Raw genomic sequence first — 15,422 nt, 5'->3', positions numbered from 1 at the left:
CATGATCACAGCAGGCCTGAAGCTCACGCAGAGCGGCGGCATCGCGATCCTCGACGAGGACCGTCTGGTGTTCAACGTCGAGATGCAGAAGATCGCCAACGGCGCCCGGTACAGCAACGTCGACGAACTCGACGACCTGGTCGGCGTCATGGACAAGTTCGGCCTCAAGGTCGGCGACGTCGGCACATGGGCGTTGGACGGCTGGGACGGCGCCGCCAACGGCCGCGTCAAGGTGCTCGCCGGCGGGATCCGGACCGAGGTCCTGGTCGCCCCCTACCGGGAGACCGACCTGGTGCCCGACCCGGCGCTGCCGGGCCACCGCGGCCGGATCGTGATCGGCGGCCAGGCGCTGGACTACGACAGCTACGTCCACGTCGCCGGCCACCTGGCCTCGGCCTACTGCACCAGCCCGTTCGCGCGCCGCGGCGAGCCGTCGATGGTGCTGGTCTGGGACGGCGGCTGCTTCCCGCGGCTGTACTGCGTGGACGCCGACGGCCGGATCGAGGCCGGCGGCGAGGCGTTCCCGCTCATCGGCCACACCTACTCGATGACCTCGCAGTACTGGGGCCCGTTCAAGCGGCAGAACAAGTCGAAGAACGTCGACGACCTCTCCGTGGCCGGGAAGATGATGGCGTACATCGCCCTGGGCACCTCACAGGAGCAGATCAAGCAGGTCTTCCGCGAGGAGTTCTTCGAGTTCTTCGACGCCGACTCGCCGCGGGTGCGGGAGTACCGGCGGGCCATCATCGGGTGCGGCAGCACCGGTGAGCAGTCGCACGCCTACGTGCACCAGTTCCTCTCCGCCGTGCAGGCCCGCACCGCCGCGCTCGGGGTCTCCGACGAGGACGTGCTGGCCAGCGTCCACACGTTCCTCGAGGAACTGCTGATCGACCGGGTGACCAAGAAGATCCAGGCGTGGAAGGGCGGCGGCGCCTGGAACCTGTGCTTCGCCGGCGGCTGCGCGCTGAACATCAAGTGGAACAGCGCCCTGCGCTCCCACCCGACGATCAAGGCCATGTGGGTGCCGCCGTTCCCGGACGACTCCGGCGTCGCCATCGGCACGGCCTGCCTGGCCGCGGCCGGCGGCTCCGGGCTCCGGCCGATCCAGTGGGACGCCCGGCTGGGCCCGGCTCTCGAACCGACGCCGGACGTGCCGCGCGGCTGGAGCACGTCGCCCTGCACGCCGGAGGAGCTGGCCCAGATCCTGCACACCTCGGGCCAGCCCGCGGTCGTACTCGACGGCCGTGCTGAACTGGGTCCCCGCGCGCTCGGCGGACGCAGCATCATCGCATCGGCGGTCGAGGCGTCGATGAAGAGGCTCCTGAACGACGTGAAGAGCCGGGAGGGTTACCGGCCGGTCGCGCCCATATGCCTGGAAGAGCATGCCCCGACCGTCTTCGACCCGGGCACGCCGGACCCGTACATGCTGTTCGAACACTGGGTCCGTCCCGAGTGGATCGACCGCGTCCCGGCCGTCATGCACCTGGACGGCACCGCACGGCTGCAGACCGTCAACGCGTCCGACGACCCGAACCTGCACGCCATCCTGCGCGAGTACTACAAGTGCAGCGGCATACCGGTCCTGTGCAACACGAGCGCGAACTACAACGGCCGCAGCTTCTTCCCCGACGTCGCGTCGGCGATCGAGTGGGGCCAGCTCGACCTGGTGTGGAGCGAGGGCGTCCTGTACCGGCGGGAAGACCCGGCGTTCTGAGCGGGCGTTTGATCTGGGCAGTTTGCCGTTCATGCCTCAGTAGGTCCCTCGCCGGGCGGGTGTCGTCTCGTCCGTCATGCGCCTGGTGAGGTTGCCGACCGAGGCGATGTGGATCACGGCTTCGGAGCTGGTGGTGAGGGTCTCGTAGTCGCGGGCGAGCCGGCGGTGCGTCATGATCCGTCCGATGCTTCGCTCCACTGCCCAGCGCCTGTTGAGAACGTGAAAGCCGCGGTGATCAGAGGGGAGGGCGGGGAGCGTTGTGCGAGGGCCCGGCGGCCGAAGGCCGCCGGGCCCTGATGATCGGTAACGGTGCGGCGGGCCGCGCCGCAACGGCGACCAGATGCCTTCCACTGCGTTGAAGTCCGGTGCATATGAGGGCAGTTGAACGATGGTGAGCCAGTCGTGTTCGGCTGCATCCTCGCGCATCCCGGCGACCCGATGGGTGTTGAGACTGTCCCAGATCAAGGCGATAGGAGTTTGAGCTGGAGGTGCGCGCGTACGACCGGGTCGCTCAGCGTTCCGATCCGGGCCGTAGTCCAACGCCGGTCTTCCCCGCCGTACTCGGCCGGCTCCAGGGCCAACTCCTTCTCCGGCTCGGCGAACTGGCCATCGGACAGCTTGGGAAGTTTCGGCGGTCCCGCCGAGGCGAGAGCATCCAACCCACCCTCCCGCCAGGCACGGCGCCGGTGTTCCACCGACCGCTCACTCACCCGCAGATCCTTCGCGATCAACACGGTCTTCTCATTGCGAGCGAACCGCTCGCCTGCCTCGTACCGGATCCGTTCGCGTGACCGCCGTCGATCGGCGGTGAGTCCGCCACCCTGCGCATGCCGCATACCACCGGCCTACCGCAGGGATCAGCACACGTCACCCCGACAACACTCCGAAGAGCTCAGCAGGTGAGCTGGGCGCGTTCGCTGTCCTCCAACTGGTCGCTGACACCGCCCGCACCCGCACCCGCTCGCAGCGCGAGCGACGTCACACAGCTGCTGGCTTCCCGCCCCGAGCCGCTGGACGAGGGCCGGCGCGTCTTCGTCAAGGACGTGCTGGAACGCCGGCGGCGCTCGGCGGGTCGTTCCGGCGACGTCGGTGGCGCGCAGCATCTCGTACGGCAGCGGGAAGCTGAGCCACGCGCGGCTGTGGTGGAAGGCGTCGAGCCGGTCGGCGAGCTCGGCGAAGCGCTGGGGGACGAGTCGGAGTCGGGGCTCTCCCGGATCGCCGGCCCCATCACTGTCCGGCGGGTGTCGGGCTGCGACAGCCGTACGAGGCAGTGGACCGTGACCGGGGTGCGGTGCAGGAGTCCGTCGAGGAGATGGGCGCCGAGGAAGCCGGTCGCGCCTGTCAGCACGACCGCCTGCGGTGCTCCCGTCCGGGGCCGGGAGGCCCCGGACGGGAGCACCGGATCAAGCGGGTGTCGACGCGGCGAGGTCGACGCGGCGGGCCAGCTCCTCCACCGTCGTCGCCGCGAACAGGGTGATCAGTGGCAGGTCCACGCCGAAAGCTCGGCGCAGTGCGAACAGGATCCGCAGCGCCAGCAGGCTGTCTCCGCCGAGCTGGAAGAAGTCGTCCTCGGCGGTGACCACGTCGGCCCCCAGCGCCTCTGACCAGATCCGCGCTACGCGCTCCTGCGTCGCGGTGGCGAACCCGGCGGCAGGCCGCTCGACCGCGTCCGCCACGGGCGCCGGAGCGGGCAGAGCCCTGCGGTCGTGCTTGCCGTTCGCGTTCAGCGGTATCCGTTCGAGCAGCGTGATGGTGGACGGCACCATGTAGTAGGGCAGTTGGGTGCGCAGGTACTGCAGAAGAGCGACCGGGTCGGGGCTGCGTCCCGCTCGCGGCTCGACATAGCCGGCCAGGCGCCGCTCACCCAGGGCGTCCTCCCGGACGATCACGGCGGCGTCCTGGGCGTCCGGGTGCTGGCCGAGGACCGACTCGACCTCCTCCAGCTCGATCCGGAAGCCGCGCAGCTTGACCTGCCGGTCCACCCGGCCCAGCACCTCCACGTCACCCGTGGGAAGCATCCGCGCCAGGTCGCCGGTGTTGTACAGCCGGGCTCCCGGCCTCTCCGAGAAGGGGTGTGCAAGGAACCGCTCGGCGGTGAGCTCGGGGCGCCCCACGTAGCCGCGGGCCAGGGCCAGGCCGCCGATGTAGAGAGTGCCGTTCACTCCGACGGGCACCGGCTGGAGCCGGTTGTCGAGCACGTAGAACTGGGTGTTGGGCAGCGGGCGTCCGATCGGCACCGGCTCCTCGTCACCGCGCTCGGGCATCGGAGTCTCGAACAGGCCGCTGTCCACGGTCGATTCGGTGATGCCGTACGAGTTGACCAGACGGGTGCGGGGAGGACAGAGCTTCGCCAGGTTCCAGTAGTCCTGCATGAACCAGATGTCCGCGCCGACGGCCAGCACCTTGAAGTTGTCCAGCATCCGCCCCTGCTCGGCCACATAGGCGCTGAGCCGGCGGATGACGACCGGGACGAGGTCGGCGAAGTCGATCCGCTCCCGCTGGAGCAGCGTGTACAGCCGCGCCGGATCCAGCAGCGCTTCACGGTGGCAGAGCACCAGCGTGCCGCCGGAGCACAGCGCGCGGACCATGTCGCCGGTGAACACGTCGAAGGCGATGTTCGCGGCCTGGAGATGCCGGCGCACCACCGTGCCCAGGCCGTAGACCCGCTCCCAGGAGCGGAAGGCGCTCATCAGGGCACCATGGGTGAGCATCGCGCCCTTGGCCCGGCCGGTCGAGCCCGAGGTGTACACGAGGAACGCCAGGTTGTCCGCATTCGGTTCGGCGTGCCGCACCGGCGGGACGGCGGCCGGCTCGTCCTGCGCCGCGTCGGCGCCCTCGCCCTCGGCGAGCCAGTCGTCGACGTAGCCGACGCTCACTCCTTCGGTGAGCCCGGGTACCGAGGCCGCCACGTCGTGGCGGGTCAGGAGCAGGCGTACGGAGGCGTCCGAGAGCACGTAGCGCAGGCGGTCCACCGGGTGGGCCGGATCGAGCGGCACGTACGCGCCGCCCGCCTTGAGGACGCCGAGCAGGGCCGCCACCGAGTCGGGGCAGCGTGGCGCGCAGAGCCCGACTCGGGACTCCGGGCCGACGCCCAGCGCGCGCAGCCGGGCGGCGATGATCCCGGCCCGCCGGTCGAGTTCGCGGTAGCTGACCCGGTCCTCGCCGTCCACCACCGCCACGGCGTCGGGGGTGGCGCGGACGTGCTCCTCGAACAGGTGGTGCACACATGTGTCGGGGGCGACCTCGACGGAGATCAGGTTGTCCCGGTTCAGGAGCTCGGCCCGCTCCGGCTCCGAGAGCAGCGGCAGCAGGGACAGCGGCAGATCGGAGTCCGTCACGGCGCCGAGCAGCAGCCGTTCGAAGTGGGCGGCCATCCGCTCGATGGTGGCGTCGGCGAACAGGTCGACGTTGAACTCCCATTCGCAGCGGAGCCGGTCGCCCTCGTCGACGACGTGCAGGCTCAGGTCGTACAGCGCCGTGGTCCGGCCCTCGCCGCTGAACGGGCTGACGCGCAGCCCCGCCGGGTCCGGCGTGGGCCGGGGGGCGTCGTGCAGCGACAGCATCGTCTGGAACAGCGGCGCGCGACTGAGATCGCGGTCCGGCCGCACCTCCTCGACCACACGCGCGAAGGGAACGTCCTGATGGGCGAAGTCCGCGATGCACGCCTGCCGGGTACGCGCGAGCAGCTCGCGGAACGTCGGGTCGCCCGCCAGGTCCGTGCGCAGGGCCAGGGTGTTCGCCAAGAGGCCGACGAGCGGTTCGGTCTCCGGCCGGTGACGGCCGGCCACGGACGTGCCCACCACGATGTCGTCCTGGCCCGAGTAGCGGTGCAGCAGGGCCGCGTATCCGGCGAGCAGCGTCATGAACAGGGTGGCGTTCGCGGCGCCGCCCAGCTCCCGCAGCCCGGCGGTCACCTCGGCGGACAGGGTGAAGGACCGGGTCCGGCCCGCGTACGTCTGCACGGTCGGCCGGGTACGGTCGGTCGGGACCCGCAGACTGGGCAGCTCGCCGCTGAACCGCTTACGCCAGTGCGCCGGCCCGTGCGCCACCCGGTTCGCCGCACCGCCCGTGAACTGCTCGCGCTGGCAGTGGGCGTAGTCGGCGTACTGGACGGCGAGCGGCGGCAGCGGATCGGCGCCGCCGGTGCGGAAGGCGTCGTACAGACGGCAGAACTCGTCCGTCAGCACCGTCATCGACCAGTCGTCGGTGACGATGCGGTGCAGGTTGATCAGCACGACGGTTTCCCGCTCGGTGAGCGCCACCAGCGTCACCCTCAGCAGTGGACCCCGGCCGAGGTCGAACGGCGCCCGCGCGTCCTGCGCCGCGAGCCGCCGTGCCTGCTCCTCGGCGTCGTCCGCGCCGCGCAGGTCGACGACCCGGGGCTCCCAGACGTGGGTCTTCGCCGGGGCGATGGTCTGCGCCGGCTCTCCGTCGACCGAGGGGAAGGTGGTCCGCAGTGTCTCGTGCCGCCGCACCAGGGCCTGGAAGGCCCGCACCGCCGTGTCCAGGTCGACCGGGCCCGACAGCCGCAGCGAGTACGGCAGGTTGTACGCCGCGTTCCCGGGGCCGAGCTGGTCCAGGAACCACAGGCGCTGCTGTGCGAAGGACAAGGGGGCGCCCGTGCCCGCCGGCCGTCTGGTGATCCCGCCCGGTGCCGCCGCGGTGCGCTCCTCGAGCCGCCGCGTGTGCAGGGCGTTCTGGGCGGGGGACTGCTCGCGCAGCCGCTCCGAGGTGTCGCTCATGCCGTCCTACCTTCGTGAGTGCGTCCCATGCATGCGCGACTTGTGCTATTCGGCACGGGTGCCGTCCTGTGCACGGGCCTTCCGGCCGTTGGCGGCGGCCTCCTTGGCGATGGCGCGGAAGAACTGCGGATAGCTGGGGGAGGTGTGCTTCGCGTACGACAGCGTCAGGTCGTGGCGCTCGCGGAGCTGGTTGATCGGGACGACCATGGCCGCGTGGTGCTCGATGTGCAGGTTGTTGCCGTTGGTGTACCAGGTGCTGAACCAACTGCCGGTGATGGAGCGGGTGTTGGTCAGCACGTCGGTACTGGAGTTGTCGCACATGATGTGCTCGGGCAGTTCGACGAGGAAGTGCAGGGGCACCGCGACCAGCAAGGGCAACAGCCATACCCACAGCACCAGTTCGCCCTGGCCGAGCACGGTGAGCGCGACGGCCGCGAGGATCGGCAGGCTGAACAGCCGGTATTCGGCGACCACTTCACGCCTGCGGGCCGGTGCTATCCGGCCGGAGTCGTAGGTCCAGGAACCGGTCCAGGCGCGCACGACGTCCGCGACCGCGCCACCCAGCCGGCCGAAGGCCAGGGCCTCGCGGGCCAGCGCCCCCCAGGTGACAGGCTGACGCGAGTCGAAGCCGAAGAACTCCGAGTCCTGGTCGGTGCCCAGATAGCGGTGGTGCTGCAGATGCAGGACGCGGTAATGGCTGTACGAGACCAGCATGGGCACGCCCAGCGGGACGCCGGCGATCCGGTGCCGGCGGGCGCGCCGGAATGCCGAGTGGTGCAGGCACTGGTGTTGCAGTTCCAGCCAGTGTGCGTACATCGCGCCGATCAATACGACGCCCAGCACCCGCAGCGGCCACAGCCCGGCCAACAGCGCGAGCGCCACGCCGAGCGCCCAAAGGGCGTACGCGACAAAGAGTTTGAAGATGAACGTCCGCTCGTCGACGGCGTTCACCTTGGCCCGTCGGAACAGGCCCTGTGGCGACGCCGTGCTTGCGTCGGAAGTCATTTTTGGCACCTTCCCCTGTGGCAGCCTCCCGCGAGATCGCTGCGGCAGCCGGGCAGGCATCAGCGACTTCGTGTGGATGAGGCACGAAGTTTGGAAGTGGCGCCCTTCGGCCCCCGAAAGACGGGGGAGGGAGGGCGGGTGGATGAAGAAGTGTCGAGCACTCCGCTCGCGTGGCAAGGCGAGGCAACGCGGCGGGGCGCCGGGATACGCGCCGCGGCTGTGGTGAGGTCAGGCCTTTTCGCCGGCCAGATCGCTGAGCGCATCGCTGAGGTCTCTGAGCACTAGATTCTTGAAGATGGTGCGGACAGTGCGGGGTATTGCAAGTTTTTCGCTCAGGATCTACCCGAGGCGGATGGCGACAATGGAATTTCCGCTGATTTCCAGGAAAATGTCGTCGATGCTGGCGCTCGTACTGTCCAAGAGGGCCCGCACGCTACTGACCACCAGTGCGTCCATAGGGTTGCGGAACTCGTTGTCTGTCACCACGTACCCCGTACCTCTCTACCGCGGTTCATCGCCCATCGCCCTGATCAGGCTGGCCGGCCTCATGTCCGTCCAGTGGGCGGAAACGTATTCAAGGCAGTTCTTGCGAGTTTCCTGGCCGTACACCACCTTCCAGCCGGCCGGTGCCGCGCTGAAGGCGGGCCACAGCGAATGCTGGTTCTCGTCGTTCACCAGAACCAGGCAGGCGCCTTCTTCATCGTCGAACGGATTCGCCACGGATTCTCCTGATAAATCGATCAAACGGCCGTCAGCGTAACAGTGACGATAATCAGCCGTCACTGTTGTGGCAGCTGAATTATTGGCCTCGCATGGGGCGTGTCTCGCCGGCGGGACACCGGTGTCGGCGTAATGGGATATCGCTGTTCCGGATCGCCGCCGGAACGAAGGCAGGCGGCGATGGCGGCGCGGCGAACTGCTGACTGCCGCGCCACTCAGGTGATCCGCGCCTGGAGTTTCGAACCGCTCAGCTCATGGCAGGCACGGCCCCGCCGGTCATGTCGCCGAGCGCCACCACGATCTTCCGCGGCCCGGTGAAGGGACTGCGTGAGTGCGCGACCAGCATGTTGTCGATGACGAGGACGTCACCCTCCTGCCAGGAGAAGGCGACCGATTCCCGGTCCATCAGGTCGCGGACCTCGTCCACCAGGGCGTCGTCGATGACAGTGCCGTCGCCCCAGAAGACGTTGCGCGGCATCCCCTGATCGCCGCAGTTCTCCAGCAGCGAGGAGCGCGTTTCCGGGTCCAGCGACGACGGGTGGTGCAGCGCCAGCTGGTTGAAGAACACGGCCTCGCCGGTCGTCGGGTGGCGCAGCACCGCCTCGGCCTGACGCGAGGTCCGCAGGCCTCCGTCCGGCGTCCACTCGAAGCTCGTCCCCTCCGCGGCGCACTTGCGCTCGACCTCGGCGGGATCGTCGGTGCCGAAGAAGCGCGACCAGCTGACGTCGACGCCTTCGATGAAGTTGCGGACATAACGGAGCTTCTTGGTGGCGAAGAGCTCGGCCAGTTCCGGACGCATCCGGGCGAGAACCGTCCGGCAGTCGACGATCGGCGTCTGACCACCGGACTGCGGGGCCACGATGCACGAGAAGAACTGCCGCATCGGCCACTGCGGCAGATGCGAACTCTCGTTGTGGAACAGGATCGAGAGGTCTTCCGGATACGGCGTCGACTTGTATACGCGGGCCGACTCGCCCTCCCGCGGAAGGTCCCCGTATTCAGGGAAGAGGGTGCCGCAGATCGCCGAGGCGGCCTGTTCGAACTTCTCCACCGAACCGGCGTGGAACCCCCGGAGCAGGACCGCGCCGTGCCGCAGCAGCCGTGCTTCGAGTTCTTCCCGGTTCGCGCGCAGCCAGCCGGGCAGGTCGACGCCCGGACCGGCCGGCGTGATGAGGACGGGGGTGGTCGGTGACTCCGGCAGGAAGCCGATATTCACCGAATCTCTGCTGGGTATCCGCACCTGCCGCCGAGTCGCGCCCAGAAGGGAGCGCGGACCCGGTGTCCTGGAAGTCGCTTCGTTCATGTCCCGGTCCTCATTTCCTCGGCGCTGAACCCGGCCGTGCTCCGTGTCATGCGTCGATCTCCCGTCGGATCAGCTCGGCGAGTTCCTCCACCGCGGGCTGTCGCATGATGCCGTGGTGGGTCGTTGCCACCGAGGCGAAGCCGAGCTCGGGCCCGACCACCGATCCCCAGCCCCACGTACGGTCCGGATCCTGCGGCTCGTCGGCCGGCTCGGCGCGCACCAGCAGCACCGGGAAGTCGGCTCGGCCGAGTTCGGCCTGCTCCTGCACGAAGTAGCGGTCCAGAGCGGTCATGTTGGTCATGTAGACGTCCAGCAGGTTCCGCAGCTCCGCCTCACCGGAGTCGGGGGGCAGCCGCCCGACGTCCTGCATGGCCTTGAGCAGTTCCTGATGACCGAGATGACCGAGCGGCCCCTCCGGCAGGTCCAGCTGGTAGTGGAAGGCGAAGCGGCGCAGCAGATAGTCGGCGGGCTGCCGCGCCAGGGCGTTCTCCGGGTCACCGGGGACGCCGCAGTTGACGATGATCAGCTGCGCCACCTCGCGCCCGGAACGGCGCAGCGCCTGGGCCGTGGCGTAGGCCATGATGCCGCCGAAGCACCAGCCGATGATCACGGGAGCGGCATCGCCGACGGCCGCGATGTTCGCCGCGTACCCCTCGGCCATGGCGGCGAAATCGTCCTGCGGCGGTCTGCCGTGCAGACCCCAGGCCTCGATGCCGTAGACCGACCGGTCCGCCGGTATCAGCCGGGCCAGCTCCCAGTAGCTGAGCGTGTTGCCGCCGCCGGGGTGGACGCAGAAGACCGGGGCCTGCTCATGCGGTCCGCGGGCGGCGCGCAGCGGGACCAGGTTGGAGTCCTGGACGTCGCTCCTGCGCACCAGCTCCGCCATCGCCGCGACGGTCGGGGCGCTGAACACCGCGGACATCGGCAGGCGCAGGCCGAAGGCGTTGTTGATCTGGGCCATGAGCTTGATCGCACGCAGCGACTGTCCCCCGAACTCGAAGAAGTCCGCGTCGGGGGAGGAGATGTCCTGGTCGAGGACCGAGGACCAGATCGCCAGCAGACGCTGTTCCACCGAGTCGCGCGGCCGGCCGGCCCGGGCCTTCGGCGGCGCGATCGGTGCGAGGGCGCGGCGGTCGAGCTTGCCGTTGCGGGTCAGCGGGAACCGCTCCAGCACCTGCCACCCGGTCGGCACGAGGGCGGCCGGGAGGTGCAGAACCACGGCTGCCCGGACGTCCTCGACGGAGATGTCCACTCCGCCGGCGGCGGTGAGGTAGGCGTCCAGGTGCGTGACGAGTCCGTCGGCGTCCGCGCGCGCCACGACCGCCGCGGCGCCGACGCCCGGCCGATCCGCCAGCAGCGTCTCGATCTCGCCGAGCTGTACGCGGTATCCGCGCAGCTTCACCTGGTCGTCGATCCGGCCGAGGATCTCGATGCCGTTGCCGGGCACCAGGCGGCCGAGGTCACCGGTCCGGTGGGCGTCCGCGGTGTCCGCCGTACCGAAGCCCGACCCGCCTTCGCGCAACCGCGCGAGGTAGCCGAGGCCCACGCCGGGCCCGCTGATCAGCACCTCACCGGGGCACCAGGGCGGCAGCGCGGCACCCCCCGCGTCGACCACCGTCAGGACGTTCCCCCCGAGGCCGGAGCCCACCGGGATCGAGGAACAGCGTTCATCGATCGAGGCGTCCAGCGGGAGGCATGCGGCACCCACCGTCGACTCGGTCGGGCCGTAGTGGTTGTACAGACGCAAGGACGGCGCGATCTCTCGCAGCCGCTCGTACAACGGACGCGGCAGCAGTTCGCCGCCGAGCACGAGCACCTCGCTCGGCAGAAGCGCGAGCGGATCGGCGGCCTCGGCCAGCAGCGCCGAGAGGTGCGAGGGGACCAGCTTCATCGCGGCCGCTGGGCTCCCCCGGAACCACTCGGTGAGAGCCGCGGGGCTCGTGGCGGTCTCGGTCGGGACGATCTGGACGCAGCCACCGCCGGCCAGGGTCGGGAAGACCGCCGTGTAGGCCAGGTCGGCGGCGAGGGTGGAGACCGCCGCGAACTCGGCGCCCTCGGACAGGGCGAGCGTCTCGCCGATCGCCGAGGCGTAGTGCGACAGCTGCTCGTGCCCGATGACGACGCCCTTGGGAAGCCCCGAGGTGCCCGACGTGAAGATCACATAGGCGGCGCCCGTGGCCGCCGCGCCGGAAGTCACCGCGCGCCCCGGGTCGACGACCGCGTCGGCCGTGCACACGATGCGGACGGAGGCCTGGTGATCGGCCTTCGGATCGGGGGTGAGCAGCAGCGCGGGGTCGGCCTCCCGCAGGATCGTCTCGATCCGCTGCTGCGGCCACGTGGGGTCGAGGGGGACGAACGCCGCGCCGGCGAGCCAGACGCCGAGCATCGCGACGACCGTTTCCGCCGAGGCAGGAACGAACAGCGCGACCCGCTGCCCGGCCCGCACGCCGTGCTCGCGCAGCAGGTGCGCCACCGCGTCCGCGCCCTGCGCCGCGTCCCGGTAGGACACGACGGTCTCGCCGCAGCGCAGCGCGGGCTGCGCGGGCGTGCGCTCCGCCTGCGCGAGGAAGCGGTCGAGCACCGAGGCGTCCGACGCACGGGGCCCGGCCTCGGCGTTCGGCGCGTTCGGCGCGGTGAGGCGCAGGCCGCCGACGGCGCGCTCCGTGCCACCGGACAGCAGATCGGTCAGCTGATGTCCGAACGCCTCCGCGACGAGGTCCAAGTCGGCCTGGGCCACGCGGCCCGCGCCGCCGACGAAGGTCAGGCGCAGGCTCCGCGACCCGCGCACGCAGTCGAGGTGCAGCGCACCAGGAGCTTCGTGGACGGACGCACCGGCCGAGAGTTCCTCGGCCCACCGGTCCAGGCGGTGCCGGTAGGAGAGCGGGCAGCCGTCCGCCGCATGGTGTGCGGAGGCCGCGGTCCCCGGGTCGATCTGGTTCTCGATCGCCGCTACGGAGCGGAGCGCGTCCTGCGACGCCTGGAGCGCGTCGGCGACCGGGGCGTCCGCGCCGATCTCCAGCCGCACCGGTACCGGACGCTCCAACAGGCCGAGCACGTTCTCCAGGCCTTCCGTGGACCGGCCGTCGGCCAGGACCAGCACATGGTCGTCGGCGTCGCGGCAGTACCGGCCGTACAGCGAGCGCCAGAGAGCCAGCAGCACCGCCGCCTCGCTCACGCCGCACCGTCCGGTGAGTTCGTCCAGCCGTTCCAGAGCCGGCCCCTCGACGACGGCCGAGGCGCTCACCGGCTCGGCGGCCGCGTCCCGGAGGGCGACGGGAGTGAGGAAGGGCAGCGTCGAGGACGGCTTCGACGACTGCCGCGCCGCCTCGTCGGCCACCGGCGGCTGCGCCGACTCGTCCAGCACTTCACCGAGCCAGGCGGCGACATCGGCGTACTGCAGCACCGTCTCCCCGGCCGCGGCGACCGCGTCCTCCAGCAGCAGGCCGACAAGCCGGGTCCAGGAAGCGTCGTCGACGCTCAGCCGCGGCAGGGTGAGAACCAGCCGCGTGCCGTCCGGACCGAGTTCGTGCTCGACGGTCAGCGCGCCGGCCCGGAACACGGTGCGATCCGTTCCCGACTGCTCGATCGCGACCGGGCCGACCGCATCCACGACCTGGACGAGCGTGGGCAGCCCCGCGAACTCGGTGTACCGCGTACGCAGGCTCTCGTGCGTCGCGACCGCCGTCGCGATCCGGGCCTCCAGGTCCGGCACCGGTATCCGTGTGGCGGTGCGGACGGTGCGCACCGCCGTGCTCCGGGCCTCGCCCAACCGGGCGAGCTGTTGCGGGGAGAGCTGATAGCCCTCCTCCTGCCAGGTCTCGACGCTCGTCATGATGTCTGCTCCTGAATGGTCATGCGGGCTCCGGCACGGCGGCCGAGTCGGCATCGGTGGCGGGCGCCTCAAGGCGGCGTACTGTGCGCACGGGTGAGAACAGCAGGGCCAGGGAGGCCAGGAACGTCCCGCTCGCGGCCAGCACGATCGCCGTCCGCAGCCCGGTTCCGGAGGCGAGCGCACCGCCGAGCAGCGAGCCGAGCGAGAACGCGCCCAGCGCGCAGGTACGGGCCGTGGCGTTCACCCGCCCGAGCAGCTCGTCCGGGGTGGAGACCTGCCGGAAGCTGATCACCGTCACGTTGAAGACGGGAATGCTGAGCTGGACGAGGAAGGAGGAGACCGCGACGACGGCGATCGCCGCCAGTGAGTGGCCGTGTACGGCCGCGAGGACGAGGTATCCCAGCCCGGGCAGCGCCATCGTCAGAATCAGTGTCGGGCCGGCGCCGAACCGTCCGGTCAGTGGGCCGACCAGGAGGACGCCGACCAGGGCGCCGACGCTGCCGACCGCGACGATCAGGCCGACCTGCTTCGAGCCCATGTCGAGCACCCGGAGCAGATAGAGGAAGAACACCGACATCAGGGCTCCGGAGAACAGGTTGATGATCAGCGCGGCCGTGGTGAACCAGCGCAGCAGCGGGTGCCGCACGATCGCGGCGAATCCCTCACGGATCGAGGCACGGACCGAGAGGCTCTCCGCTCCGGGCTGACGCTTCGGCCGCTCGTCGGCGGGCAGTCCCGCCACCGTGATGAAGGACAGGACGTAGCTCGCCGCGTCCACCGCGATCGCCACCGGTGCGCTGAGCGCGCTGATCAGCAGGCCCGCCGCGCCCGGCCCGACGACCTGCGCCATCGAGTCCGAGAGTTCCAGCTTCGCGTTCGCCTCGCCGAGCCGGTCCCGGCCGATCAGACCGGGTGTGTAGGACTGGTGCGCGAGGTCGAAGAACACGGTCATCACGCCGACGACGAAGACCACGACGAAAAGCTGACCGATGTTCAGCACGTCGAGCCCGTGCGCGACGGGGATCCAGGCGAGGGCCGCGGCGCGCACGACGTCGGCGACGATCATCACGGAACGGCGCGCCCGGCGGTCCAGCATCACGCCGACGAAGAGGCCGAAGAGCAGGAACGGCAGCGTCTCGAGGGCGACGAGCACGCCGGCTTCCATCGGCGTCGCGTGGAGCAGCAGGACCGCGGTCAGCGGCATCGCGACGTAGGTGATCTGGGAACCGAGGATCGAGGCCGACTGACCTGTCCACAGCAGCGCGAAGTTCCGCTGGCGGAACAGCGAGGCCGGCTTCTTCCCGGCGCTCGCGGCATCCTCGCTCATGGGCGCCACACCGCCTCACGGATCTCGGCTCCCGGTCGGGAACGCAGGGTCTCGGCGCGTTGGTCCATCACAGTCTTCCTATCGGGTCGAATTCGCCGCACGGGTGATCGAGGACGTGCCGGGCGGTGCGGGGGCGTGCCTGGACTTCCCCCGGGCACTCAGTCCGCGGCTCCGCCGAGCGGCTGTCCCAGCGGAAGACCGGGACGGGCCAGCACCCGCCGCCTTCCGGGGCCGAGCCCCGGCCGGGTCTCCAACCGGTCCGGTTTCGCGTTCCGTTGAGCCATGTCCAGGACTTCGACCTTGCCGATCGGCTGGTCGGGGTCGGAGGTCAGTTCTCCGAGCAGGTGGTTGAGCCGCTCGGCCCATGCCTGGACCGTGTGGTGGTCGAACAGGTCGGTGGCGTACGCGATGATCCCCGTGATCCCGGTCGGTCGCCCGTCCGGCTCGTACGACCCCCGCAGCAGGAAGTTCAGGTCGAATTTGGCTGTTTCGTGTCCGGGGATCTCGAATTCGCTGGTCTTGAGTCCGGGGAGGTCGAAGGCGGCTTCGGTGTTGGTGTCGAAGGACAGCATGACCTGGAAGAGGGGGTGGCGTGCCGCGGTTCGTGGTGGGGCGATGATTTCGACGAGGCGTTCGAAGGGGAGGTCCTGGTTCTCGAAGGCGGCGAGGTCTGTTTCCCGTACTCGGGTGAGGAGTTGGGTGAAGGTGGGGTTGCCGGAGACGTCGGTGCGCAGGACGAGGGTGTTGAGGAAGAAGCCGATCAGGTCGTGGAGGGCTTC

10 protein-coding genes and 3 pseudogenes are annotated in these 15,422 nt (G+C 70.2%); 1 reads left to right on the top strand and 12 read right to left on the bottom strand.

The window, feature by feature from the left end:
- Window position 1 precedes the first annotated feature (1 nt).
- Window positions 2–1,714 carry a carbamoyltransferase N-terminal domain-containing protein gene (locus ACZ7P3_RS35020; RefSeq protein WP_472087889.1) on the top strand — a complete coding sequence of 571 codons (1,713 nt, stop codon included), beginning with the start codon at window positions 2–4 and terminating at the stop codon, window positions 1,712–1,714.
- 36 nt (window positions 1,715–1,750) lie between these two features.
- On the opposite strand, the pseudogene ACZ7P3_RS35015 reads toward ACZ7P3_RS35020, so the two are convergent.
- From ACZ7P3_RS35015 to ACZ7P3_RS34960, 12 genes and pseudogenes are all read right to left on the bottom strand, one after another.
- Window positions 1,751–1,951, bottom strand: a pseudogene (locus ACZ7P3_RS35015) (transposase); the annotation flags it as partial.
- Between the two features lie 78 nt (window positions 1,952–2,029).
- Window positions 2,030–2,550, bottom strand: a pseudogene (locus ACZ7P3_RS35010) (transposase); the annotation flags it as partial.
- A 56-nt stretch (window positions 2,551–2,606) separates the two neighbouring features.
- Window positions 2,607–2,753, bottom strand: a complete 147-nt coding sequence (locus ACZ7P3_RS35005) for a hypothetical protein (RefSeq protein WP_472088163.1) — start codon at window positions 2,751–2,753, stop codon at window positions 2,607–2,609.
- Between the two features lie 252 nt (window positions 2,754–3,005).
- A pseudogene (locus ACZ7P3_RS35000) lies at window positions 3,006–3,062 on the bottom strand (SDR family oxidoreductase); the annotation flags it as partial.
- Between the two features lie 55 nt (window positions 3,063–3,117).
- Entirely contained in the window at window positions 3,118–6,456 is a 3,339-nt protein-coding gene (locus ACZ7P3_RS34995) for a non-ribosomal peptide synthetase (RefSeq protein WP_472087888.1), read from the bottom strand.
- Window positions 6,457–6,501: 45 nt separating this feature from the next.
- On the bottom strand, window positions 6,502–7,461 hold the full coding sequence (locus ACZ7P3_RS34990) for a fatty acid desaturase family protein (RefSeq protein ID WP_472087887.1): 960 nt from the start codon (window positions 7,459–7,461) through the stop codon (window positions 6,502–6,504).
- A 339-nt stretch (window positions 7,462–7,800) separates the two neighbouring features.
- The gene (locus ACZ7P3_RS34985; RefSeq protein WP_472087886.1) at window positions 7,801–7,944 is read right to left on the bottom strand and encodes a hypothetical protein; all 144 of its coding nucleotides are present in this window, start codon (window positions 7,942–7,944) and stop codon (window positions 7,801–7,803) included.
- 18 nt (window positions 7,945–7,962) lie between these two features.
- Entirely contained in the window at window positions 7,963–8,181 is a 219-nt protein-coding gene (locus ACZ7P3_RS34980; protein WP_472087884.1) for an MbtH family protein, read from the bottom strand.
- 247 nt (window positions 8,182–8,428) lie between these two features.
- The gene (locus ACZ7P3_RS34975) at window positions 8,429–9,397 is read right to left on the bottom strand and encodes a TauD/TfdA family dioxygenase (protein WP_472087883.1); all 969 of its coding nucleotides are present in this window, start codon (window positions 9,395–9,397) and stop codon (window positions 8,429–8,431) included.
- 133 nt (window positions 9,398–9,530) lie between these two features.
- Entirely contained in the window at window positions 9,531–13,316 is a 3,786-nt protein-coding gene (locus tag ACZ7P3_RS34970) for an amino acid adenylation domain-containing protein (protein WP_472087881.1), read from the bottom strand.
- A gap of 19 nt (window positions 13,317–13,335) precedes the next feature.
- Window positions 13,336–14,643 (bottom strand): MFS transporter, encoded by a 1,308-nt coding sequence (locus ACZ7P3_RS34965; protein ID WP_472087880.1) that lies wholly within the window; start codon window positions 14,641–14,643, stop codon window positions 13,336–13,338.
- Window positions 14,644–14,801: 158 nt separating this feature from the next.
- Window positions 14,802–15,422: condensation domain-containing protein (locus ACZ7P3_RS34960; RefSeq protein WP_472087879.1), on the bottom strand; the 621-nt coding region annotated here is incomplete at its 5' end.

It is taken from the genome of Streptomyces sp. NPDC107581 (genome assembly GCF_055657175.1).
The sequence above is the reverse complement of the archived record's forward strand: the minus strand, read 5'-3'. Positions and strand labels throughout refer to the sequence as shown.